A 24,614-nucleotide genomic window follows, 5' to 3' on the forward strand; every position below is an offset into this window, starting at 1 on the left:
AAAACGCCATACCAATGGGAGGCTTGCCCTTTGAAAATGCGCGGAAATTCGCCGCGAGGGGGTTTAGCAGGTCAACAGGTCTTTTCGCAAGCCGGCGAAGCGGGGCCGAATCGATCAAGAAAGCGGCGATCTGGGCGGGGATGCCGGTCATCCCGGGGAAAATGTGCCAATTCGACGTGACGCGCGGTCCGCGCTCTCAACCTTCATCGCCGCGCCGCTAACCTGCCGGGCCAGACCCTCGCGGACCAGCCAGGCGGCCTTGAAGCAGCCGTGCGCTGGCGTCAATACACGCCGATCGAGCGTGGAACGGCGCGGCGCAGCCGGATCAGACGTGGCCCGTCATTCGGCGGGGACCGCAGCCTCGCGCAGGCGGATCGAATAGTTCGAGGCGTTCTGCTTGCCGCTGGAGGCCGCGCGCGCAAAGGTGATGAGGTGGTGCGCGATCAGCGTGCAGCCGATCAGGCCCTCGATGTCACCGCGCTTGATGCGCCCCAGCGCGAACTTCCAGAACACGCGCCTGTAGTCGCCGAGCACGCCGACCTTCCAGAAGATGTTGCGCAGCATGACGAGGCCGCGGCGGATGTTCGGCCAGGTCTTCATCTCGTCCGGCACCGGCATCTTGAGGCGCTTCACATAGACGTGGTCGCATTGATGCTGGTAGCGCGCATAAACCTTCTCGGGCGCGTAAGCGACTGCCATGGCGTGCTTCCAGGACGTGACGACCTCGTCATAGGGCAACAGGAAATCGACGTTGGAATCGCGGCCGTCGTCGTGGACCAGGCGTCCCTCGCGTTCCAGCCGGTCCCACAGCGGCGTCTTCGGCAGCGCCTGGAGCAGGTTGATCGTGAGCAACGGAATGCGCGATTCCTCGACGAAGGCGAGCAACGCCTCCGCGGTGTTCGGCTTGTCGGTGTCGAGCCCCATGATGATGCCGGACACGACCTCCATGCCGTAGGAGTTGATGGTGCGCACGCCCTCCAGGATCGGGACCATCATGTTGTGGTCCTTCTGCATCGCCTTCAGCGCGTCTGGGTCAGGCGTCTCGATGCCGCAGAAGATGGTGACGAAATAGGCTTCGCGCATCTTCTCGAGGATCTCGGGCCTCTTGGCGATGTTGAGCGTCGCCTCGCAGGCGAGCCGCACCACGTAGCCGGTCTTCTTCTGCCATTCGATCAGGTGGGGCAACAGGTCGAGCGCCGCCTTGCGATTGCCGATGAAATTGTCGTCGACGAAATAGACCGTGTCGGTCATGCCGCATTCGCGCAGGCGATCGAGCTCGGCGATGATCTGCTGCGGCGTCTTGATGCGCGGGTTACGGCCGTACAGGCCGGGGATGTCGCAGAACTCGCACTGGTAGGGACAGCCGCTGGAATACTGGATGCTGCCGAGAAAGTATTTCTTCACGTCGGCGAGCTCGTAGGCCGGGATCGGAAACTCCGTCATCGGCAGGCGATCGCTGGTGGTCAGCACCACCTGCGCCTCCGGGCGCGACGTGTCGCGCGACAGGATCTCGATCAGCTGGTTGGTGGCGTCGCCGAGTTCGCCGACATGGAGATAGTCGAAGGCCGGATAATAGTCGGGGCAGGCGCTGACTGAAGGTCCGCCGAGCGCGACCGGCAGATCGAATTCATGGGCGCGGCGGCAGATGTCGTTCATCTGCTGGCGCTGAATGTGCATGCCGCTGACGAAGACGGCTTCCGCCCATTCGAACTCCTCCTTCGTCGTACGGCGCAGATTCTCGTCGACGAATTTGACCTGCCAATCCTGCGGCAGATAGGCGGAGATCAGCAACAGCCCCTGCGGCGGCATGAAGGCACGGACGCCATCGGTCAGGGGATAGGCATGCTCGAACGTACCGAAGGACGAAGTGTAGCGCGGAAACACACACAGTATCCGCCGGGACGTTCCATTGCTTTCAGCTCGCATCAAAGCTCCCCCGCCACACTCGACCGATGGTGCGGAAATTGCGCGCCAGACACACAACGTAATGCTGGCGGCGGAATTTCTCAATATTGTGGCATAAGCATAATTCCGGGAAGCGCAGATGGTTTCCTCGGAGGGACGTTCGCACCTTACATCGCCTCACGCGATCAGGCGCGCGGCAAAATCCGGCAGCAGGCCTGCACTCCGGCGCGAGGCGCAAGCTGACGACGTCGCGGACATAGGGCGCGTCGTGGAGGACGTCGACCGGTAGCTCAGCCAGCGGCGAGCGAGCCCTGCCCCGCCTCAAAAAACATCACGTCCCCAGCGACGACCCGCCCCGCCGGTCGCCGCAGCACGCCGGCAAGCAGGTCGCTCAGGTCGGGAAACGTGCAGCTCGTGGCGTCGAGGGTGTGGCGATAGACCAAGGGTCTCACCGGGTTCGTCGGCCAATGGCCGAGGCCAAGTCGACGATGAAGGCGGTCCCGGCGCCAGAGATTGCCCGCTTTGGCGGCCGGCCCGCACGCCGATGCTCGGGGCATCCCGTTCGAGCCCGGGGAGACGATGGGCCGGAGCCCCATGACGCGCCACTAACCAGCTGAAAACCATCGTATTTTTCTCCGGCTGTGCAGCGCTCGTCCCAAGCCTTCGGCGTTAACGCCGCATCCACCTTCCTCCTGCAAAGTTTTGCATCAATTCCATACGATTCTGCTCACCGGCCGCTTCCGGCCATTCCGGGCCCCTGAACACCATGACATCCGACCGATCTGGGAATGCCACCAGGCTGGCAGGCCGTTTCACGCTTGCCGCCAGGCTCTATGCGATCTTCGCACTGTTCGCGGTGCTCACGGCCGCGATGGCGATGCTGTCCAACTACAACAGCCGCCGCAGCGCCGACCTCGCCAGCGCGATCGAGACGGCGAATGCCGCCGCGCTGAACGTCGAGCGGGTCAACTCGCTGGTCTATGCGGTGGTGATGGAATCGCGCGGCGTCTACATGTCGTCCGAGCCGGCCGTGGTGAAGAAATACGGCGACGGGCTGCTCAAGTTCAACGCGCAGATCCTCGACGTCGTGAAGCGCTGGGAGACCATCGTCAGAGCCGACGATGCCGAACAGTTCGCCACTTTCAAGAAGCGCATCGAGCAGTTCGTCGAATTCCGCAAGGAGCTGGTGCGCCGCGGCGTCGAGATCAATGCGGCCGCGGGCCGCGAATGGGGCGACAACGACGCCAACCGCGCCGTGCGATCGGCGCTGAACAAGGATCTCGAAGCGCTCTCCAAGGTCTATGCCGAGCGCGCCAGGCAGATCGCGCAGCAGACCGAGACCAATCGCGAGCTGTCGTTCGTGCTGACCTGCCTCGCCGGCATGTCGCTGGTCCTCGTCGTCATCGGCATCGTCATCATCGCCCGCTCGATCGCCCGGCCGCTGGCCTCGATCACCGCCACCATCAAGCAGGTCGCCGACGGCGCCGAAAATGTCGTGGTGCCGCACTCCGACCGCGGCGACGAGATCGGCGCACTGGCCCGCGCAATCCAGGTGTTCCAGGACGCCATGGGCCGCAACCGCAACCTCGCCTCGCAGGTCTCGCACGACGCCGCCGCGCGCGAGGAGCGCGCCCGCCACATCGAACGATCCGTCGAGCAATTTCGCGAGGCGATCGGCGCGATCATGCGCGGCCTCAGCGACAACGCCTCGGTCATGCGCGAGACCGCGCAGACCATCACCCGTGTCACTGCGGATGCGAGCAGCCGCGCCGGCACCGCGGCGAACGCCACCGAGCAGGCTTCGCACAACGTCACGGCAGTGGCGGGCGCGGCCGAAGAGCTGTCGGCCTCGGTGGTGGAGATCGGCCGCCAGGTGCGGCAGAGCGCCGGGGCGGTCGAGCAGACCGGCCAGCGCACCGAGAAGTCGATCTCCGAGATCGAGAGCCTCGCCGCAGCCACGCAACGCATCGACGGCGTGCTCAATTTGATCCAGGCGATCGCCGAGCAGACCAATCTGCTCGCGCTCAACGCCACGATCGAAGCAGCCCGCGCCGGCGATGCCGGCCGCGGCTTTGCCGTCGTCGCCCACGAGGTGAAGGCGCTCGCGGGCCAGACCGCCAAGGCCACCGCCGAGATCGGCGAGAACGTCTCGATGATCCAGGCCTCCACCCGCAACGCGGTCGATGCCGTGCGCGAGATCGGCGGCGCGGTGCGCGAGATCAACGAGGTCACCGCGGCGATCGCCGGCGCCATCGGCCAGCAGGACGCCGCCACCCGCGAGATCTCCTCCAACGCGCAATCGGCCGCCCAGGGCAACGAGACCCTGGTCGCCAACATCACCTCGCTGCGCGATGCCATCGGCGAGACCGATGCAGCGGCATCCTCGGTGCTGACGGCGGCAAGCAGCCTGACGGCGACGGCGGACACGTTGTCTCGCGAGGTGGAGAAGTTCTTCCAGAACCTGCGGTCGGGATCGGCGGACGAGCGTATCGCCAGGGCGGGATGACGGCGCGAGCGCTGCCTGCGAAGCCCGCGCCGACACAAAAGTGCGAAAACAACCCCATGCACAGTAGGCGGGGGCAACTGAATCAATGGGTTAGCCACCGCCGCGAGACTATGCGGATTTTACGAATTCATTTTGACTCGTCGGGCAAAACACCGGCATGATGTCATCATGGGCGCTCCGCCCTTCCGTCGCCGTAGACGGGCCGAGCTGTTGTCCGGCGCGCGGGTGCAGAGCAGGCCTGCTCCCAACAATTGTCGCATTCGCCATGCGCTCAGAAGGTCGCGTTTGAGCACGATCGCTCGATGGCGCCTGCGGCCAACAGCCGAGAGCTTCGGGACATTCCACAGCGCCTGAGGCCGAGATCGAACCCTTGATCCAGACTTGGTTCCTCCGCTCCGTTGATCCATCTCAACAGAGCCTCGGCCGGTTGTTCATACATTGCGCAAGATATCCCGTCGCAGAGCGATGCAGCCAAGCGAGAGATGACCAATGGCCAACAAGGAAGTCGTGATCTGTTCGCCCGTGCGCACCGCCGTCGGCACGTATGGCGGCACGCTGAAGGATTTGCCGGCTGTCGATCTCGGCGCCGTGGCGATCCGTGCGACGCTGGAGCGCGCGAAGCTGTCGCCCGGCGATGTCGGCACTGTCGTCATGGGCAACGTGATCCAGGCCGGCAACAAGATGAATCCGGCCCGGCAAGCGGCCATCAATGGCGGCGTTCCCGTCGCTGTTCCGGCACTGACGGTCAACCGGGTCTGTGGCTCGGGTGCGCAGGCGATCGCCAGTGCTGCCCAGGAGGTGATGCTCGGGTTCGTCGACAGCGCGGTTGCCGGCGGGATGGAGAACATGGACCGTGCGCCGTATCTCATGGGTTCCGGGCGCTGGGGCTATCGCATGGGCGATGCGAAGATCTTCGATGCGATGCTGATGGACGGTCTGAATGACGCCTTCTCCGGGCAACATTCCGGATGGCATACCGAGGATCTCGCAGCCTCGCACCAGATCACCCGCGAAGAGCAAGACCGTTGGGCCGAACGCTCGCAAAAGCGATTCTCCGCGGCTCAGGCTGCCGGCAAGTTCGCCGCGGAAATCGCTGCAGTCGAAATTGCCTCCCGCAAGGGTCCAACTCCTTTCGACAAGGATGAGCACAACCGGCCCGATACCACGATGGAAAGCCTCGGCAAGCTGAAGCCGGCCTTCCGTAAAGACGGCACCATTACGGCCGGCAACGCGCCCGGGCTCAATACCGGCGCGTCGGCGATGATCGTGGCCGATCGCGCCTGGGCCGACAAGAAGGGCCTGCTGCCGATGGCGCGTCTGGTCGCCTACGGGATAGGCGCCGTCGAACCAGGCATGTTCGGGTTGGGGCCGGTGCCGGCAGTCAAGCAGGCACTCGAACGGGCGGGCTGGAAGGTATCGGATGTCCAGCGCATCGAGATCAACGAAGCCTTCGCGGCGATCGCAATTGCGGTTGCGAAGGACCTGGGTCTCGACGCAAGCATCGTCAATGTGGAAGGCGGTGCGATCGCGCATGGTCACCCGATTGGAGCCACCGGCGCGGTGCTGACCACTCGATTGCTGCATTCGATGAAACGGGACGGCATCAAGAAGGGCGTCGTCACTCTCTGCATCGGCGGCGGCCAAGGGATCGCGCTTGCGCTTGAATCGATGAATTGAGCCTGCCTTCGAGGAAAAGGCATGAGCTGCCTGGGCGTGTGCCGATCTCCGGCACGCCAGAAGCGTCAGGCTGATGAATGACCTCCAACGCGATGCTTGCGCGGCATCTGGACCGATCGGCAAATGCCGCGTGACCTCTGTGACCGCAGGACACCCTATGTTGCCCCACTTTCGCGCGCTGGCCGCCCCAACTCGATTTCTGTTCTTCACTGGCAAGGGCGGAGTCGGCAAGACCTCTCTTGCGTGCGCTACGGCCGTTAGCCTCGCCGACCGCGGACTGCGTGTCCTGATCGTCAGCACCGACCCTGCGTCGAACCTCGACGAGATGCTCGAGGTCTCTTTGACCGATCGCCCTACCCCGGTGCCAAACGCGCCCGGACTTTCGGCGATGAACATCGATCCCGAGGCTGCGGCCGATAATTATCGCGGTAAAGTGCTCGAACAGCTCGGACCGGAAGTTACCCCTGACGAGCGATCGACTGTGCGCGAGCAGCTCTCCGGCGCCTGCACCACCGAAATAGCTGCCTTTGACGAGTTCGTGGGACTGCTGGACGGCGATATCGCGGCGTTCGATCACATCATATTCGACACCGCCCCGACAGGTCACACGTTGCGGCTCCTGAGCCTGCCAAAGGCATGGACCGGCTTTCTCAAGGACAACGATCGGGGGGCATCCTGCCTGGGGCCGCATTCAGGTCTGAAGATGCAGGAGGACCGCTTTCGCAAGGCGCTCCGAGCCTTGGGCGATTCCAGGCAGACCACCATCATTCTGGTCACCCGCGCAGACCGGGGTGCGATCCGAGAGGCGGCCAGAACGGCGGCCGAACTTGACGCGCTCAATCTCTCGAACCAGCTTCTCGTGGTGAATGGGCGCTTCCATGCCACGGACAAGACCGATGTCGTTGCAGTTGCTCTCGAGCGCGATCAGGACGAGGCCCTGGCCGCAATGCCGGCATCGCTCACGAAACTGCAGCGCGACGAAATTCCTCTGCTCGGGTTCGACATCGTCGGCCTCGTGGCTCTGCGGGCACTTTTATCGCCCACCAATCAGCCATCGCTGGTAGCTGCCGAGCCCGGTACCGCACCGCTCGACCTTCCGGGCCTGAATCGGCTGGTCGATGACATCGCGCAGGACAAGCATGGCCTCATCATGGTCATGGGTAAGGGGGGCGTCGGAAAGACGACGATCGCCGCGGCCATCGCCGCGGGATTGGCCAAGCGAGGTCATGCCGTTCATCTCAGCACGACCGATCCCGCAGCTCACGTCAGCTTCGTCGTCGATGGCGTCATGCCCGGTCTGACCGTCGATCGGATCGATCCCCGGGTTGAAACGGAGCGCTATGTCGCAAAGATACTGGCGAGCCGGGGCCGGGACCTGGACGAGCAGGCCAAGGCTCTGCTGCTCGAAGACCTCGCTTCTCCATGCACGGAAGAGGTCGCCGTGTTCCATGCCTTCTCACGCATTGTTGCGGAGGCCCGGAGCGCTTTCGTGGTGCTCGATACGGCCCCGACAGGCCACACGCTCCTGCTGCTGGACGCGACCGGCGCCTATCACCGCCAGATGACGAGCCAGATTGCACCGACCGCTGCAGGACGTATCGTTACCCCGTTGATGAGGCTGCAGGATCCGACCCACACGAAGATCATCCTCGTGGCGCTGCCGGAGACGACGCCGGTTTCCGAGGCCGCTTCCCTTCAGGATGACTTGCGGCGTGCCGGCGTCGAACCATACGGCTGGGTCATCAACAAGAGCCTCGCCGTCTCGGGCACTCGCGATCCCCTGCTGCGGCTTCGGCTCGATAGGGAGCGCACGCAGATCGCTCGCGTTCGGAACGGGCTCGCAAAACGAGCTTTCATCGTCGGGTGGCGAGTAAAGCCGCCAATCGGCGTGGAAGAGCTGCGTAGTCTGTCATGAGCGTTGTCCGACGGCGTCGTACAATCCTCAAATCCTCCATCGCCGGCTCATCGCATTTTCGCGGCGGCTTCACGCGCAGCCCAGCAGAACAGGCTGACGGTTGGACTGACATGGCGGTGCTTCAGCCGCACCAGGCCGACTGGCCGGCGCGTCGTCGGCATTCGCAAGCGAAGCGGAGCCAATGTCGGATGTGGCCCCGGGTAGCGAAGCGTAGCCCTCGGCAGGATTGCCAGGAAGGGACCGGCCGCAAGCAGATTGATCTGCATCGCATATGAGCCGCAGGTCACCGTCGCCGCCGGCACATCCAACCCTTCAGTGCGAAAGGCTTCCTCGATGAAAGGACGCAGGAAGGACATTGCGGGCGGGCCAAGCAGCCATTTCTCGTTCATGAGGTTCCCGAGGGTGAGACGCCTGCGCCGCACCAGCGGATTCTGCTTTCCCGCGATCACCGCAAGCTCGTCCTCGAACAAGGCCTCGCCGACCAGATCCTCGTAGCGGTCGAAGTCTGCGGCCATGCGCGTCACCGCAATGTCGATCTCCCGGTGGCGCAACCTTTCATGCAGCGCCAGCGTATCGTTCGCGCTGATGACGAATTTGATCCTGGGATACACGTCCGAGATGCCTTGGACGATCGTGGCCGTCAGCGCCGTCATGGGCTCCGTCGTGCCGATACGTATCTCGCCCTGCGTCGGGTCGACCAGGAAAGTCAGCTCGCCGAGGCCCTGCTTGAGCTCATCGGCAACGGTGGCGGTGCGTCGACGCATCGCCTCGCCGAACCTCGTCAACTCCACGCCGGTCGCGGTCCGGTCGAACAGGGGAACGCCAAGCAGATGTTCCAACTCGGCAACGACGCGGGACACGGCCGGCTGCGACATGCCGAGCCGCGGCGCGGCCTTCGCCATGCTTCCCGCTTCGGCGACGGCGTCCAGAACGTGGAGATCGCGGAGCTTCAACCGCCGCAGGCGGAGATCATCCATCCGGTCCTCCTATTCGGTTTCCGGATATCCATATCCGACAATCGAGCTTCCCGGTATACCCCGAACCGGGCGAAGCTGGAGCCGCAACTGAACAGGAGGCCAACATGCGGTTCACCCGAATCGTCCTTGCGGTCGCCGGCTTCGCGATGCTGACGTTGGCGCCGCCTCTTGCAGCGCAGACGCGCACCGCCCCTCTTCGCATCATCTACCCGTTTCCAGGCGGAGGCTCCGGCGACACCCTGACCCGCCTGATTGCCGAACGACTGGGCGTGGCGCTGGAGCGCCCCGTGATCGTCGAGCCACGTGCGGGCGCGGCCGGCCGCCTCGGCGTCCAGGCGGTCAAGACGGCCGAGCCGGACGGCAACACGCTGCTCGCCACTCCGATCGCTCCGATGGCCGTGTATCAAAGCGTCTACCCGGCGCTCGACTACGATCCGGTCAAGGACTTCGCGCCGGTTTCACAGATCGCCACTTTCGAGTTCGGCATCTGCATCGATCCGAAGATTCCCGCCGGCAACCTTCCCGAGCTGATCGCCTGGCTGAAGGCGAACCCGGACAAGGCGAACTTCGGCACACCCGGCGCAGGCACGCTTCCCCATTTCTTCGGATTGATGTTCGCGAAGGCCGCCGGCGTGCCGCTGCAGCATATCGCCTACAAGGGTGGCACGGTGGCCCTCACCGACCTGATGGGCAGCCGGATCCCCATCGTCTTCCTGTCCACCAATGAACTGACGGAGTTGCACAAGAGCGGTCGGATACGCGTGCTGGCCACCTCCGGCGCGCAGCGATCGACGTTCCTGCCCGACATTCCGACCTTCCGGGAAAGTGGATACGCTATCGAAGGCGGCGGCTGGTGGGGCTTCTTCGCACCTGCCGGAACGCCGGCCGCGACGGTATCGAAGCTGAGCGGCGCGATCGCGACAATCGTCCAGGACGAAGACGTCAAGGCGCGCATTGCGCAAATCGGACTGAAGCCGACCGGCACATCGCCCGAGGAATTTGCCCGCATCCAGCGCGAGGACGTCGAACGCTGGGCCGCGCCGATCAAGGCATCCGGCTTCAGGCCGGAGCAATAGGACCGTCATGGACACGCCATTCAATGCGACGCTGCTGGGCAGCGGCATGCCGTCGCCCGACCCGCTCAGATTTGGGCCTGCGACCCTGATCCAAGCCGGTCCGTGGCGGGTGCTGATCGACGATGGGATCAACGCCCCCCGACCATACAAGAGCTCATTGACGCAACCCGGCAGGACTACGATAGCGCCTTGGTTGTCGGTGAAGATATCATGGCCTTCTGCCCGTGAGCCTCAGTCGTCCTGGAAGATCAACCACTTCTTGGAAGCAGCGGTGAGAGCCGGACCGGGCCCTAGCCTGTTTTGCGCGATCTCGAAGCAGCGGCCTTCGCGAGCAGGATGTTCGGCGCGGGCACGCGTACATTCTCGTCGATGATCTCGGAGTGGCCGACCGGCGCGTCGCCATGCCGTAGGTGAGCATGTCACGGACGATGCGCACGCGGGGCGTGTTCCTCGGCACCAGGACTATGGCGGGGGCGCTCAGACAAGAAACCGAAAACACCCCAAACACAGTAGGCGGGTTGAGGTTTTTCAATGGCTTGGCGGGCACGACGACCTGCTGCTTCTACGAATTGATTTTGACTCGTCGGACGAAACAGGGGCATGATGTGATCATGCCGATGACGGACATGCGGGCAGGCCAGACGCAAGCCTCGGCTCTTCGCAAGCCGCGCAGCTATCAATCCCAAAATGTCGCGTTCGACCTTTGTGCGCTCCGTCAACGAAATAATTGGAAAGCGAGTTCGCCTGGAATTGCCCCGGAATGGTTGAAGCGTCGCAAAACGACCGGACCATCACCTTCGGTCCTTTCAAGCTGCTTCCGAACCGCCACCTGTTGTTGAAGGGTGACACGCCGGTACGCGTCGGAAGCCGCGCTCTGGGCCTGCTGATCGCCTTGACCGACCGCGCCGGAGAACTGCTCACGAAAGACGAACTGGTCGCGCAGGTGTGGCCCCACACCGTCGTCGATGAGTCGAATCTCAGGGCTCAGGTCGCGCTGCTGCGGAAAGCGCTTGGTGATGGCGAGGGAAGCGCCAGGTATATTTCCGCGGTGGCGGGCCGCGGCTATCGGTTTACCGCCCCGGTTGCGCACCCCGAGGACGACAGCAAGCACGCCCTCGCGGGTCAGGATCGCAGGAGCAACCTGCCAAGACAGCTTACACCTCCGATTGGGCGCGAAGCAGCCATCGAGACTGTCAAAGAACGGTTGGCGCGTTATCGCCTGGTCACGATCGTCGGCCCCGGTGGCATCGGAAAAACGACGTTAGGCCTGGCAGTCGCTGAACAACTGGAGGCCTCTTACAGCGACGGTGTCGGCTTTCTAGACCTCGGACCCTTGGTCGACCCTCAACTGCTCGCGAGCGTCCTGGCCTCGACGCTCAAGCTTGCAAACATCTCCGAAGACCCGCTTCCCCGTGTCATCGGATTCCTCCGAGACAAGACCATGTTGCTCATATTCGACAGCTGCGAGCGAGTGGTCGGGGCTGCCGCCACTTTTGCCGAAGCCTTGTTGAAGGAGGCGCCGAACGTTCGAATTCTGGCAACGAGTCGCGAGGCGCTGCGCGCAGAAGGCGAAAGCGTCTATCAACTGCCATCATTGGAAACACCGCCGATATCGGCTGGCCTGACGGCTGCCCACGCGCTGAATTTTCCTGCCGTCCAGCTGTTCGTCGAACGCGCAGCGTCAAGCAGCAACGGATTTGAGCTGAACGACGGCGATGCGCCAATCGTTGCGGATATTTGTCGCCAACTCGACGGCATTGCGTTGGCAATCGAACTGGCGGCTGGTCGGGTCGACGCGTTCGGCACGCGGGGCATCGCAGAGCACCTCGACGACCGCTTTCGATTTCTGACGGGTGGCCGACGGACGGCCCTGCCCCGGCACCAGACGCTGGGCGCCACGCTCGATTGGAGTTACGAATCGCTCTCGGCAGACGAACGGGTGATGCTGCGTCGGCTGGCCGTATTCGTCGGAGAATTCACGTTCGAAGGAGCCAGCGCGGTTGCAAGCGAGGCTGAAACCGCAAATGCGGAAGTCACCGAAACTCTGGCGAACTTGGTCGCGAAATCGCTCGTCGCGGTGGCTCATGGCAGGGTCGCTCGTTATCGCCTGCTCGATACGACGCGTGCCTATGCGCTAGCCAAGCTGTCTGAAGCCCGCGAGTTCGACGTCGCGATGTCTCGGCTCGCGCGGTACCTGTGCGCGACACTGAATGAAGCGCTGAGAGAGATCGAGCCGCTAACGGGGTCTGAGTGGCTCGACCGGCATGGCCGACACGTCAATGATGTGCGGACCGCGCTCGATTGGGCCTTTTCACCTGCGGGCGACCAGTCCGTCAGAATACCGCTCACGGTGGCCGCGATACCGCTTTGGTTCCAACTGTCATCGGTCGACGAATGCCGCGACGGCGTTCAGCGTGCGCTGGCAACCATCGCTCCGGGGCCGGGACGGGACGCCCAAGCGCGCGAAGTGATGCGACTCTACATGGCACTCGGACTGGCACGGATTTTCACCATCGGCCTTGCACCGCAAGCTTCTGTCGCCTGGGAAAAGGCATTGGAGATTGCAGAGAGCCTCGAAGACATCGAGGAGCAGCTGCAAGCGCTCTGGGGCTTGTGGTTCTGCCAGATCGGATCGGGAGAATACCGCGCGGCGCTGCAAACAGGGCAGCGCTTCTTCAAGATCTCGGAAAGCGGCATCGATCTCCCCAACGGCAATCGATTGATCGCTGTGCCGCTGTTCTGCGTGGGAGACATCGCCGGCTCGCGGCGTCACGTCGACCGCTTTCTCGCGAGGCCGCTGCCGCGCCGCGCGGCGCCAGAAGGCGCCCCCCGTTTCAGGTTCGATCAGGTCGTGGCGTCGCGAGTGTTGTTGGCGCAGCTGCTCTGGCTCCAGGGCTTCTCCGACCAGGCCACCCGCGTGGCACGCGAGGGCGTCGACGAAGCCCGTGTCACCGGTCACGCGATATCCCTGTGCGATGCGTTGGCGCGAGGACCATGTCCCATCGCCCTGCTGACAGGCGACCTCACGGCAGCAAGAAACTCCATCGATGATTTGCTCGATCTTGCGTCAACCCATGCACTCGCCCAGTGGGAGGTTTTCGCACGATGCTGGAAAGCTGTTCTCCTCATAAGGCAGGGCGATGCCGGCGCCGGAGCGGAGCTGCTTTCCCGGACACTCGATCAACTGCAGCAAGGCAGCATGCTCGTTCACTACAGCACCGCTTTCCTGTGCATTCTTGCGGAAGGATTGGCCTCGGCAGGGCGGGTTTCAGAGGCGCTCGCGACAGTCGAGAGGGGACTCGACCGCAGCAGGCAGAAAGAAGAGCTCTGGTACGTGGCCGAGCTCCTGCGCGTGAAAGGGGAGATATTGCTACGTCGCGATGCCGCGGACTTCGCCGGCGCCGAGCGCTGCTTCCTGCAATCGATCGATTGGGCGCAACGACAAGGGGCCCTGTCATGGGAGTTACGGGCGGCCACGAGTCTGGCTTGCCTGCTCCGCGCTGACGGCAGTGACATGCGCGCGCGCGACGTGCTGGCAACGACCCTCGGGAAATTTCACGAAGGCTTCGAGACGGCCGACCTGCGCTCCGCAGGCATTCTTTTGGCCGAGGTGTCTTAGGGTTTTGTCCGCTCCGCCCGTGGCCCTCACGTGCGCTCACACGTCCCACGAGAATTCACAACGTTTCACTGGCCGCAAGGCCTTTGCAGCGCGCATGGTCGGCTGCACCGGCGCTTGCCTCGGGCGAGCGCCTCAAGAAGATGCAGGCAGGCAATGGTCGCAAGCAATTCGATCGACGCCCTCGTGGTTCGCGACAGCAATGGGCCATTCATTCGCACCACGATTGTGCGGCCCTCACCCGGTCCTGGCGAGGTCCTCGTCCAGATCAAAGCGAGCGGCGTCAATCCTCTCGACCTCAAGATCCGCGGCGGCAACGCGCCGCATGCGAAGCATCCGTTCCCCGCCATTCTCGGACTCGATCTGGCCGGCACTGTCGAGGCTGTCGGCCCCAATGTCACGGCATTCTCACCCGGAGATGACGTGTACGGACTGACGGGTGGCGTGGGAGGCCTGCAGGGCTCCCTCGCGACCTTTGCCAATGTGGACGCAGACCTGCTTGCGCCGAAGCCGGCCAATCTCAGCATGCGCGAGGCCGCGGCACTTCCCCTCATTTTCATCACCGCGTGGGAGGGGCTCGTCGACCGAGCCCAGATCCAGGCGCGCCAGAAGCTGCTGATCCACGGGGCGGGCGGCGTCGGCCAGATGGTCATCCAGATCGCGCGAGCCTTTGGCGCGAAGGTGTACGCATCCGATAGAGCTACGAAACAAGACCTCATCGAAAAGCTCGGCGCCGTCGCGATCGATTACAACCGCTCGACCATCGAAGACTACGTCGAGGAACACACCGGCGGCCGCGGCTTCGACGTCGTCTACGACACGGTCGGAGGGACCGCGATAGACGCATCATTCAATGCGGTCCGGCGCTTTGGCCATGTCGTCAGCTGTCTCGGCTGGAGCACCCACTCGCTCGCTCCGCTTTCATTTCGCGCGGCAACCTATTCGGGCGTTTTTACCCTGTTGCCGATGCTGACAGGACAGGGCCGTGCGCACCATGGCGAGATCCTGCGCGAGGCGACGCGGCTCGCCGAGGCGGGCCAGATCAAGCCTCTGCTCGATCCGCGCCGATTTACGCTCGATTCAGCCGCCGAAGCGCACCGGCTGATCGAGAACCGCAGCGCGAACGGCAAGATCGTCATCGACATTGCCGACTGACCGACCATCCATCTCCCAGGCAGAACATGAGGATGAAATGCCGTTCGTCAACATCAAGCTGGTCGACGGCGTGTTCACGCCCGAGGAGAAACACGCCATGGCCGCCGCCATCACCGATGTGATGGTGAAATTCGAAGGATCGGAGGCGTTCCGTGAGGTCGTATGGGTTTTGATCGAGGAGTTGCATACCGATGGCTGGCATATCGGCGGAAGACCTTTCGAGGGGCCCAAATCGCTGATGGATACGCTCGGCAAATCGAAGGCGGTTTACGAGAGCATCGACGGCCGCCCCACGACCCGCACGGAGCTGGCCGCAGCCGCACCGGTTCGCAGCTGAGAATTGGAACATGACCATGAACACGATCACGACACGGGACGGCACGGAGATCTTTTACAAGGATTGGGGCTCGGGGCAGCCGATCGTCTTCCATCACGGCTGGCCACTCAGCGCCGATGACTGGGATGCCCAGATGCTCTTCTTCCTGAGCAAGGGCTTCCGGGTCATCGCGCATGATCGGCGCGGACACGGACGATCGTCGCAGACCGCGGCCGGCAACGACATGGATACCTACGCCGCCGACGTTGCGGAGCTGGCTGCCGCGCTCGATCTGCACGATTCAGTCCACGTTGGACATTCCACCGGCGGCGGCGAGGTCACGCGTTATGTGGCACGATATGGCAAAGGACGGGTCGCAAAGGCGGTGATCATCGGAGCAATCCCGCCGGTGATGCTGAAATCCGATCGAAATCCTGGCGGTACGCCTTTGGAAGCTTTCGACGATCTGCGGGCCCAGCTCGCGGCCAATCGCGCACAGTTCTACCTCGACGTGGCCGGTGGGCCCTTCTATGGCTTCAACCGCAGCGGCGCAAAGGTATCGCAAGGATTGATCCGGAATTGGTGGCGGCAGGGCATGATGGGTGGCGCGAACGCGCACTACGAGTGCATCAAGGTCTTCTCGGAAACAGACTTCACCGAAGACTTGAAGCAGATCGACGTGCCGGTTCTTGTGATGCACGGCGACGACGACCAGATCGTGCCGATCGCAGATGCGGCCCTGCTGTCGGTAAGGCTTCTCAAGAACGGGACGCTCAAAGTCTATCCGGGCTTCCCACACGGCATGTGCAGCACTCATCCGGAGGTCGTCAATCAGGACATCCTCGCCTTCATCAAGGCGTAGGTGCCAGGATTAGATCGTCTACGGCGCCCTGCGGCGAACTCATTTCTTGATCGGTGCGTCGGCATGTGCGCCGAGCACCTGGAAAGGCATTCGATGACCCGGACACCCAGAATTTCCCGCCGCGGCTTCTGTTTGTGCTGCATCGGCGCGACCACGCTCGGTGCATCAGGCGGCTGGCTGACACCCAGAGAGGCGTTTGCTTATGGCGAGGGAATCGTCGACATGATTCGCGCCGAGGCGGCAAAGGCTCCCATCAATGTGCATCGACTCCGCGGCAACATCGCTGTCCTGGAAGGGTCCGGCGGCAACATCGCCGCACTGGTCGGGCCTGAGGGCAAGCTACTGGTCGACGCGGGGATCAGCGCTTCGCGGCCGAGGATCGTCGACGCCCTTGCGGGACTCGGCAAGGAGCCTTTGAGGTACCTGATCAACACGCACTGGCATTTCGACCACGCCAACGGAAACGAATGGCTGAGCGCGGAAGGCGCCACCATTGTTGCCCACGCCAACACCCGCAAACATTTGATGTCCGCTCAGAGGGTGGACGACTGGCACGTCGATTTTCCGGCCTCGCCCCCCGGCGCGGCACCAACGGAAACGATGTCGGATACAAAAGAGCTCAGGTTCAGCAACACCACCATCCGCCTGAAGCACCTTCCTGCCGCGCATACCGACGGCGACATTACGGTCGAGTTCGCCGAACCGAATATTTTCCACGCCGGCGACATCTACTGGAACGGCATCTACCCGTTCATTGACTATTCGACGGGCGGAAGCATCGACGGGACGATTGCCGCCGTCGGCGCCGTGCTTTCGCAGATCAACGACAACACCATTGTGGTCCCTGGTCACGGACAGCCCGTCAGCGACAAGGCCGGCCTCAAGAGCTTCCACGAGATGCTGATTGCCATTCGCACCAACGTCGCCTTGCTGAAGCAGCAAGGCCGCTCGCTGGATGAGACCATCGCGGCAAAGCCGACGGCGGCTTTCGACGCCAAGTGGGGCCAGTTCGTCATCAGCCCGGCATTCTTCACCAAGCTTGTTTATACCGGGGTGTAGGTCTGACTAACAGCGAGAGCTCCCCGGGTGGGGCCCGCAACGCCGCAAGGCGCCCGTTCATCGTTTCCGACGACCGCAGAAATCAGAACAATCAAGCAGCAGGGTGTGAGTAAATGTCCAGCGCAAAACTGACCATTGACCTTCCCGTCGAGCTTCGACGGGTGAAGTCCGTCCACAGCATAGGCGCGCTGCAGTTCGAAGGCGATCTGCCGGCGTCGATCTTCCATCTCCAGCTAATTGCCGGCGATATCGCCGACTGGAGCGCGGAATCGAACGTGATCGCCGTATTTCACACCAATGCCGGTCACGTCACGCTCGATGACCGCGCGTATAACTCATCGCGCAATATCGCAACTGGAAATCCATACAAGGACCTTATCGCCGATCTCATGAGGCGAGGTGTGAAGGTCGAACTTTGCGGCGCCACGGCCAGAGTCAACGGTTGGGGGAATGCCGACTTGCTCGCGGGAGTGAAGGTCAATCTGGACGCCATGGCCAGAACAATCCAGCTCGTGCAAGAAGGCTTTGTGAAGATTACCGAATGAGTGCAACCGGATCGGGCACCCTTACCCCATCACCCCGCCCCGCCTGATCAGCTCCTTGCCCACCGCCGCCAGATGCACCTGGTCCGGCCCGTCGCCGATGCGGATGAAGCGGGCGTAGACGTACGCGCGCGCGAGGAAAGTATCCTGGGAGACGCCGGCGGCGCCGTGGATCTGGATGGCGCGGTCGATGACGCGGGCGGCCATGCTGGGCACCACGATCTTGGCGGCGGCGATCAGGTCGCGGGCGGCCTTGTTGCCTTCGCGGTCCATCTTGTCGGCGGCTTGCAACGTCAGGAGCCGCGCCTGCGCGATCTCGCAGAAGGAGTTTGCGATGTCCTCGCGCACCGAGCCCTGCTCGGCAAGCGGCTTGCCGAAGGCAACGCGCGAGACCGACCGCTGGCACATCAATTCCAGCGCGCGCTGGGCGCAGCCGATCAGTCGCATGCAATGATGGATGCGGCCGGGCCCGAGCCTGCCTTGCGCGATCTCGAAGCCGCGGCCCTCGCCAAGCAGGATGTTCTCCGCGGGCACGCGAACATCTTCGTAGACGATCTCGGGATGGCCGACCGGCGCGTCGTCGTAGCCGTAGGTGAGCATGTCGCGGACGATGCGGACGCCGGGGGTATTCTTCGGCACCAGGATCATGGATTGCTGGCGGTGGCGGTCGGGATCGTCAGGCGCGGTCTTGCCCATCACGATCAGGATCTCGCAATCCTCGTTCATCGCGCCTGAGGTGAACCACTTCCGTCCGTTGATGACGTAATCGTCGCCATCGCGCTTGATCGCGCACTGGATGTTGGTGGCATCGCTGGAGGCGACCTGCGGCTCCGTCATCGAGAAGCCGGAGCGGATGCGTCCCTCCAGCAGCGGCTTTAGCCAGCGCTCCTGCTGCGCCGGCGTGCCGTAGTTCGCCAGCACCTCCATGTTGCCGACGTCGGGCGCCGAGCAATTGAAGACCTCGGTCGCCCAGAGGATACGGCCCATGATCTCCTTCACGGGCGCATATTCGAGATTGGTCAGGCCCGGTCCGTGCTCGCCTGACAGGAACAGGTTCCAGAGCCCCTGCTCCCGCGCCAGCCGCTTCAGATCCTGCAGGACGGGCGGCGTCTTGTAGCGCGACGCTTCCGGCTTCACCTGCTCGTAATAGAGCTCCTCGACCGGCTCGACGTGGGCCCGCATGAACTGGCTGACGCGGTCCTGGAGCTCCAGCGAACGGGGAGAGTGTTGAAAGTCCATGGGGGTCTCCTGTTCGTAAAAAGTGGAGCGCGCGCCTCGCCCTTCGAGACGACCGCTTCGCGGTCTCCTCAGGGTGAGGCTAAGCGACACCGGCGCTTGTTGACACTGCCACCCCGCACTCCGCCCTCATCCTGAGGAGCGCGCCCTTTGCGCGCGTCTCGAAGGATGCGCCGCAACACCGGTCAACCGCGATGACTTGTCAGCCCCTCACGTCCCCTTTAACAGCTCGCTCGCGACCACCCAATCGTTACCGTCGAACTGGAGCATGTAGCCGTCCTTGATCGGGCGGAAGTCCTGCGGCGTGGTGTTGAGCGTGATGCCGGGCATCAGCAGCGACAGCGGCACGTTCTTCAGGTTCGCGGCCTGCGCCATGATGTTCTCGCGCGTCAGATTGTCCTTGCATTGCTTCAGCAGCACCACCAGCGCTTCGGCGACGGTGTAGCCGTAGAGGCCGGCGACGTTGTTGACGTCGGCATTGGGCAGGCGTTTCTTCATGAAGTCGATATAGGCCGTCATCGCCGGATCGTTCTTCGGCGTCTCGACGAACGGCTTGAGCGCGCCGAGCGACAGCACGCCCTTTCCGGCATCGAGGCCCGCGGGCACCATCACGGTGGCCTTGTTGGCGCAGCCGCTCGCGATGAAGCGCGTCGCCTGCCAGCCGACCTCATGCGCCTTGCGGATCGCCTGCGCGCAGGCGCGCGGCGTCACCGAATAGATCAGGAAGACGTCGGCCTTCGTATTCGCCAGCGTCAGCACCTGGGAATCGACGGTGGGGTCGGCGACTTCGAAGCTCGAGGCCATCGCGATCGCCTTGTCGGCGTCAGCACCGAGCGCCTCCTTGACGCCGCGCAGATATTCCTTGCCGGCGTCGTCGTTCTGATAGAGCACCGCAAACCGCGCATTCGGGTTCTTGGCGCGGGCATAGGCGACGTCGATCGCGGCCTCGCTGGTGTAGTTCGGCGCCCAGGGCAACGCCATCGACCAGGGCATGTTGGCGGGATCGTTCCATTTCGAGGCCGAGCTGATCAGAAAGAGCTGCGGCACCTTGTTGCTGTTCAGGTACTTCGCGATCGCCGAGCTCGGCGCCGTGCCCATGGTCGCGAAGATGAAGGCGACGCCGTCGCCCTCGACCAGCCGCCGCGCCGCCTCCATCGTCTTGGGCGGGGAGAACGCGTCGTCCAGCGAAATCAGATTGAGCTTGCGGCCGTTGACGCCGCCCTTCTCGTTGACCTCGTCGAAATAGGCGGAGATCACCCTGCCCGTGATGCTGAGCGGCGAGGCCGGGCCGCTATAGGGCATGGTGTTGCCGATCTTGATCTCGGTGTCGCTGACGCCGGGACCGTAGGATTTCTGCGCGGCGGCGGGCGTGGACAGGCAGGCGGCAGCCAGCGTTGCGGCCAGCACCAATGCGGCTTTCATGGTTTCTCCCCGATGATTGTCGCCGCGACGCCATCAGGCGGTCGCGCGGCGTGCTGCTTTTTGTCAGCGCGTCAAATCAACGGAGTTCCGTCACACGGTCTTGCGTCGAGTTGCTGATGACGCAGCGTCGTTCAACGACGCCGCTTCAGGCCAAGGCCCAGACTGATCCATCCGGCCCCCGCCATGATGAGGTCGATGCCAAGGAACAGGCCGAGGATGTAGACGCTGTTGACCGGCCAGCGCGCAACGATCAAGAGGCCAAGCAGCAGCGTGATGGCGCCCGAGACCGCCACCCACACCCACGGCGTCTCACGCTTCATGTTGAAGGCGAGGAACAACCTGATGGCGCCAGAGGCAATCAGTGACGCACCCAGAAAGAGCGTCAACAGCACTGCCGCGAGCAACGGGTTCTGGAAGGTCACGAAGCCCGCGATGACGTAGAGCACGCCGAGCAAGGCCCAGATCAGGAACTTGCCCCAGCTCTTCAACTGGAATGCGCCGATGACCTCGGCGACACCGGCGACGATCATCATGGCGCCGACCACGATCACGCTCGCCACCGTCGCCATCGCCACGCTGCCGAGCGCGACGAAGCCGGCGATCAGATAGACGACACCGAGCGCGACGATCCAGCCCCATTTGGCATGCAGCGCCGCGATGCCCGAGCCCAGACTCCCATGGGGAGACGTATCCGAAGCACTTGTCATGGCGGTCACTCCTGCTGCGAGGCCCCGACGCACAATTCAAGATAGCACGAGCCGTACCGGGACGACAGCCAGCAGAACACCGCCGGCCGGCAGCAACATTGATGCAAGTCAAGATCGAATGCAGCGGACTACGTCCGCTCTCGCCTTCGATGGTCAGGCGCGCTCGGCCGCCTTGCGCACGTCGAGCACGGCCCGGGCCCATTCGGCCGGCCGTTCCTGCGGCAGATTGTGACCGGCGCCCGCGAACACGCGCCGCTCGAAGAAGCCCTCGAACTTGGGCGCGTGATGGGCGGTGCCGGGATTAACGCCGTCGCTGTCACCGTCGATCGCGATGGTCGGGACGCGGATCGGCGGCTGGGCGGCCAGCCTCGCCTCGATCGCGGCATAGGCGGGGTCGCCCTCAACCAGCGCATAGCGGTGGCGGTAGGAGTGGATCACGACGTCGACGAAATCGGGATTGTCGAACGCCACCGCGCTCCGCTCGAAGGTGGCGTCGTCGAACGCCCAGGTCGGCGACCACATCGACCAGAGCTGGCGGGCGAAGCCGCGCCGGTTGCGCTCCAGCGCGCGGCGGCCACGCTCGTTGTGGAACAGATATTGATACCAGAGCGCCGCCTCCTCCGGTGGCGAAGCCGGCTCCATCGCGCGGGCGATGTTCTGGATGTTGTAGGAATTGCCGGAGACGAGCCCGACCACGCGCTCGGGGTGGAGCGCCGACACCACGCAGGCGGCGCGACCGCCCCAATCATAGCCCCCGACGACCGCGCGCTCGATGCCGAGCGCGTCCATGAAGGCGAGGAGATCGGCACCCAGCGCCGCCTGCTCACCGGAGCGCAACGTCTGTGCGAAGCGAAACCGCGTCGGCCCGTAGCCGCGCAGCCAGGGCACCAGCACGCGTGCGCCTGCCTCCGCGATGATCGGCGCCGCCTCGGCGTAGGCGTTCACGTCATAGGGAAAGCCGTGACCCATGATGCAGGGCCAGCCATCCGGCGCACCGTAGTCGAGATAGGCGACGTCGAGGACGTCGGTGGTGACTGTTTTCTGTTGCATGCCGGGCACCTCGCCTTCTCAGCATAAACCGCGGATCGCGAGTGATCCAAGCCCTCGGACAAATTCGTTCTGATGAGACGCAACGGACCAAGGGACCGACATGGTCTATGTCTCGATGACGGGCTTTCGCCCGAATGGAGTCATGCAGCTTCCGGTGTTCTGGTGGAAGACGATGCGAACTTTCGCACAGGCAAGGCGCGCGCCCGGGAATCTGCTCACCACCGGTAGCGTCAAAGGAGGTGTCTACCACACCATGACGGCGTGGTCGGATCTGGTCAGCATGCGCCGTTTCGTCTCGAGCGGCGCGCACCTGAATGCGATGAGAGATTTCCGGAAGCTCGGCAGCGGACGGACCTACGGCTACGCCTGCGACGAGATTCCCGATTGGGACAGCCTCTACGAGCTCTGGAAACTGCACGGCCGAGACGTGTGACTCAGCAGCCCGGATCAGCGAAGCGACATCCCCGATGTGGCACTACCGCCCCGGATATCGCCGGGCCCAACAAGGCCAGGCGCGGCCGACCTACTTCTGCGGACCGGACAGCGAGATGTCGCGTTCGGCGCGAAAGACGTTGCTGTAGAGGTTGGCGATCCATTGCCGGCCGATCTCGGTCTTGTTGAGATAACCGATCTCGGTCTGGATGTGCGGTGCGACGCTGTTCCAGTAGAATTGGGGGTAGCGGTTGACGATATCGGCCGGCGAGTCGTAGCCGAGCTGACGGTTCATGCCGACCTCCTCGAACTCGTAGTAGAGCGCGTTGGCCTTGCGCAGATAGTTGGGGTCGCCGAGCTGGCCGATGAAGTCGGCCGCGCGCAGGATCGAGGCTTCGTCGTCATATTCCTGCCCTTCACGGGCGGGAAAGCGCGTGCCCTCGATGGCACGGGCGACGCGGTCCGGGTCCACTCCGGGGATGTGCCGGAGCCGCCGCGTCACATAAAGCTTCGACCGGTCGACGTGATACATCATCAAGCTCGCATCGGACGCGCCGCGCGGCAACGAGATCTTGGCGTGGGTCGCATCGATCACGAAGCCGTCGGCGTCGTCCTCCTCGAACAGCCCGCGCACATAGCCGATGTCGTGGGCGAGGCAGGCGACCAGGACATGGACGTAATCCTCGGCCGACAGATGCGTATGAAGGCTCCGGCCGCTGAGGATCGCCTGGGCGGCCAGCGTCACCAGCATCGTATGCTCGATGTTGTGGTAGAGCGCATCGCTGTTGCCGATGCATTCCATCGCGGTGCGGGTCGCGCTCTCGACGATGCTCGCAGAAGTCTCATCGTACCGGCGCCGCATGAACTTACCGAGCAATTGCTCCAGAGATTCGGCCGCCAGTCTCGGTAAGGTCATCATGGATGCAGCCCCGTCCGCCGCTGGTGTCCCATGCCATCTCCCGACGTCTCATTCTTGTCCTCGACGCAGCGGGAGCATAGCCCATCTTGGGTCGGGTCACCAAACTCCGGAGCAAAAATACGTAAATAACCTGCCATCCCGCCGCGCAACATCACGGTTGCCGTCACACTCCAGCACAACCAAAGGCAGCCGGAAAGACTGGCGGCAAGACTGGCGCTTCACGGCGCGGCCAGGATGTCGGCGCCGTCGGCCGGACGCGAAAGACTTCTGGCCAGATAGAACAGCTCGACCAGCTTGCCGCGTTTGCCGGCCAGCGAGAAGATGTATTCGGGCGACTCCGCCTCGATTTCCGCGATTGCCACCTTCGCGATCCGGTCGATGCGGCTCGAGCCGTGCTCCCAGACGAAGCCGACGCCAAGCCGATTGGCAACCGCCTCCAGCATCCCCTCGCGCGTATTGACGATGATCGCCGGACTGGCGCGCAGGTTGACGGCGCGAAATGCCCTGTCCACGGCGCGCTGGGTCGCGGAATCCCGGGTTCGAAAGACCAGCGGATATTGCACGAGGCCGGCGATCGACACGCGCGTTTCCCGACTGAGGTCGTGAACGGGATGGCAGATCGCAACGACGCGCTGCTGGACGCAGGGCTCGCGCCGGAAGCGGTTGTCCTGCGGCACCTCCGGCAGGACGGCGACGTCGACGCGCTGGTCGATCACCGCGGCCATGATCGCCGACCAGCTGCCGATCTCGATGTTGATCTGGATCTTCGGGTACAGATTGCGGAACGCCGCGATCAGCGCCATGCCCGGCATGGCATTGCCAAGCCCGATGCGAAGCTCACCCCCCGCGAGCTCATCGCGCTGCAGCAGGATGGCCAGTGCATCCGCCTCGATCGCTTGCATGCGGTTCGTCGCGGCATAGAGCCGCCGGCACAGCGGCGTCGCGATCAGGGTCTGGCCATGCCGGTCGAACAGCGCAACCGCGAACTCGGCCTCCAGATCGCGCACGAGCTGGGCAACTGCCGGCTGCGACACCCCCAGCCGCCTTGCTGCGGCCGCAAAGCTGCCGGTCTCGAACACCGCATTGACGGCCCGCACGCGCGACGACGTCAACGCCACGACCACAACCCCACGATCGATACCCCCGTCTGCCGGACTCGGCAAAAGCAAAACCTGGGATGACCATAAGGACAGCCATTGACCGTTATGTGAATGTCAGATGCGGTCCCTACTCCTCGTGCGC

General features: G+C 63.7%; 20 protein-coding genes and 1 pseudogene. 11 read left to right on the forward strand and 10 right to left on the reverse strand.

What is annotated here, in order from left to right:
* Window positions 1-339: 339 nt before the first annotated feature.
* Window positions 340-1,926 carry a B12-binding domain-containing radical SAM protein gene (locus AX729_RS01735; protein WP_061020170.1) on the reverse strand — a complete coding sequence of 529 codons (1,587 nt, stop codon included), beginning with the start codon at window positions 1,924-1,926 and terminating at the stop codon, window positions 340-342.
* 269 nt (window positions 1,927-2,195) lie between these two features.
* The gene (locus tag AX729_RS39355; protein ID WP_156456653.1) at window positions 2,196-2,348 is read right to left on the reverse strand and encodes a hypothetical protein; all 153 of its coding nucleotides are present in this window, start codon (window positions 2,346-2,348) and stop codon (window positions 2,196-2,198) included.
* Window positions 2,349-2,671: 323 nt separating this feature from the next.
* Between AX729_RS39355 and AX729_RS01740 the strand changes: the two genes are divergently transcribed.
* The 3 genes from AX729_RS01740 (at window position 2,672) to arsA (ending at window position 8,003) form a co-directional block, all read left to right on the forward strand.
* Entirely contained in the window at window positions 2,672-4,411 is a 1,740-nt protein-coding gene (locus AX729_RS01740; protein WP_061020171.1) for a methyl-accepting chemotaxis protein, read from the forward strand.
* Window positions 4,412-4,900: 489 nt separating this feature from the next.
* Window positions 4,901-6,088 (forward strand): acetyl-CoA C-acyltransferase, encoded by a 1,188-nt coding sequence (locus AX729_RS01745; RefSeq protein WP_061020172.1) that lies wholly within the window; start codon window positions 4,901-4,903, stop codon window positions 6,086-6,088.
* A gap of 157 nt (window positions 6,089-6,245) precedes the next feature.
* The gene (gene arsA, locus AX729_RS01750) at window positions 6,246-8,003 is read left to right on the forward strand and encodes an arsenical pump-driving ATPase (RefSeq protein ID WP_061020173.1); all 1,758 of its coding nucleotides are present in this window, start codon (window positions 6,246-6,248) and stop codon (window positions 8,001-8,003) included.
* A 47-nt stretch (window positions 8,004-8,050) separates the two neighbouring features.
* Here the strand turns inward: arsA and AX729_RS01755 are convergent, their stop codons facing one another.
* A complete protein-coding gene (locus AX729_RS01755; protein WP_061020174.1) occupies window positions 8,051-8,980 on the reverse strand; it encodes a LysR family transcriptional regulator in 930 nt (309 codons plus the stop codon).
* 104 nt (window positions 8,981-9,084) lie between these two features.
* Here AX729_RS01755 and AX729_RS01760 point away from each other — a divergent pair, with 104 nt between their 5' ends.
* A complete protein-coding gene (locus AX729_RS01760) occupies window positions 9,085-10,056 on the forward strand; it encodes a Bug family tripartite tricarboxylate transporter substrate binding protein (protein WP_061020175.1) in 972 nt (323 codons plus the stop codon).
* Between the two features lie 282 nt (window positions 10,057-10,338).
* On the opposite strand, the pseudogene AX729_RS40975 reads toward AX729_RS01760, so the two are convergent.
* Window positions 10,339-10,525: pseudogene (locus tag AX729_RS40975) on the reverse strand (acyl-CoA dehydrogenase family protein); the annotation flags it as partial.
* A 291-nt stretch (window positions 10,526-10,816) separates the two neighbouring features.
* On the opposite strand from AX729_RS40975, the gene AX729_RS01765 reads away from it, so the two are divergent.
* The 6 genes from AX729_RS01765 to AX729_RS01790 all read left to right on the forward strand — a co-directional run bounded on the left by AX729_RS01765 (window position 10,817) and on the right by AX729_RS01790 (window position 17,609).
* Window positions 10,817-13,675: an ATP-binding protein gene (locus AX729_RS01765; protein ID WP_061020176.1), complete on the forward strand. Its 2,859-nt coding sequence runs from the start codon at window positions 10,817-10,819 to the stop codon at window positions 13,673-13,675.
* A gap of 153 nt (window positions 13,676-13,828) precedes the next feature.
* Entirely contained in the window at window positions 13,829-14,827 is a 999-nt protein-coding gene (locus AX729_RS01770) for a zinc-dependent alcohol dehydrogenase family protein (RefSeq protein WP_061020177.1), read from the forward strand.
* 37 nt (window positions 14,828-14,864) lie between these two features.
* Window positions 14,865-15,164, forward strand: a complete 300-nt coding sequence (locus AX729_RS01775; RefSeq protein WP_061020178.1) for a tautomerase family protein — start codon at window positions 14,865-14,867, stop codon at window positions 15,162-15,164.
* 16 nt (window positions 15,165-15,180) lie between these two features.
* Complete coding sequence (locus AX729_RS01780; protein ID WP_061020291.1) at window positions 15,181-16,005, forward strand: alpha/beta fold hydrolase; 825 nt, start codon at window positions 15,181-15,183, stop codon at window positions 16,003-16,005.
* A gap of 93 nt (window positions 16,006-16,098) precedes the next feature.
* Entirely contained in the window at window positions 16,099-17,064 is a 966-nt protein-coding gene (locus AX729_RS01785; RefSeq protein WP_061020292.1) for an MBL fold metallo-hydrolase, read from the forward strand.
* A 113-nt stretch (window positions 17,065-17,177) separates the two neighbouring features.
* Window positions 17,178-17,609 (forward strand): DsrE family protein, encoded by a 432-nt coding sequence (locus AX729_RS01790; RefSeq protein ID WP_061020179.1) that lies wholly within the window; start codon window positions 17,178-17,180, stop codon window positions 17,607-17,609.
* Between the two features lie 21 nt (window positions 17,610-17,630).
* On the opposite strand, the gene AX729_RS01795 is transcribed toward AX729_RS01790, so the two are convergent.
* The 4 genes from AX729_RS01795 to AX729_RS01810 form a co-directional block, all read right to left on the reverse strand.
* Entirely contained in the window at window positions 17,631-18,845 is a 1,215-nt protein-coding gene (locus tag AX729_RS01795; protein ID WP_061020180.1) for an acyl-CoA dehydrogenase family protein, read from the reverse strand.
* A 207-nt stretch (window positions 18,846-19,052) separates the two neighbouring features.
* A complete protein-coding gene (locus tag AX729_RS01800) occupies window positions 19,053-20,264 on the reverse strand; it encodes an ABC transporter substrate-binding protein (protein ID WP_061020181.1) in 1,212 nt (403 codons plus the stop codon).
* A 131-nt stretch (window positions 20,265-20,395) separates the two neighbouring features.
* Complete coding sequence (locus AX729_RS01805; RefSeq protein ID WP_061020182.1) at window positions 20,396-20,971, reverse strand: HdeD family acid-resistance protein; 576 nt, start codon at window positions 20,969-20,971, stop codon at window positions 20,396-20,398.
* A 153-nt stretch (window positions 20,972-21,124) separates the two neighbouring features.
* Complete coding sequence (locus AX729_RS01810; protein ID WP_061020183.1) at window positions 21,125-22,021, reverse strand: alpha/beta fold hydrolase; 897 nt, start codon at window positions 22,019-22,021, stop codon at window positions 21,125-21,127.
* 100 nt (window positions 22,022-22,121) lie between these two features.
* Between AX729_RS01810 and AX729_RS01815 the strand changes: the two genes are divergently transcribed.
* Entirely contained in the window at window positions 22,122-22,454 is a 333-nt protein-coding gene (locus AX729_RS01815; protein WP_061020184.1) for a hypothetical protein, read from the forward strand.
* A gap of 90 nt (window positions 22,455-22,544) precedes the next feature.
* Here AX729_RS01815 and AX729_RS01820 read toward each other — a convergent pair whose 3' ends face one another.
* Both AX729_RS01820 and AX729_RS01825 read right to left on the reverse strand, forming a co-directional pair.
* Window positions 22,545-23,372, reverse strand: a complete 828-nt coding sequence (locus AX729_RS01820) for an HD domain-containing protein (protein ID WP_061020185.1) — start codon at window positions 23,370-23,372, stop codon at window positions 22,545-22,547.
* A gap of 218 nt (window positions 23,373-23,590) precedes the next feature.
* A complete protein-coding gene (locus AX729_RS01825; protein WP_061020293.1) occupies window positions 23,591-24,490 on the reverse strand; it encodes a LysR substrate-binding domain-containing protein in 900 nt (299 codons plus the stop codon).
* Between the last annotated feature and the right edge of the window lie 124 nt (window positions 24,491-24,614).

Origin of the sequence: Bradyrhizobium sp. CCH5-F6 (assembly GCF_001556045.1) — a bacterium.
GTDB lineage: Bacteria > Pseudomonadota > Alphaproteobacteria > Rhizobiales > Xanthobacteraceae > Bradyrhizobium.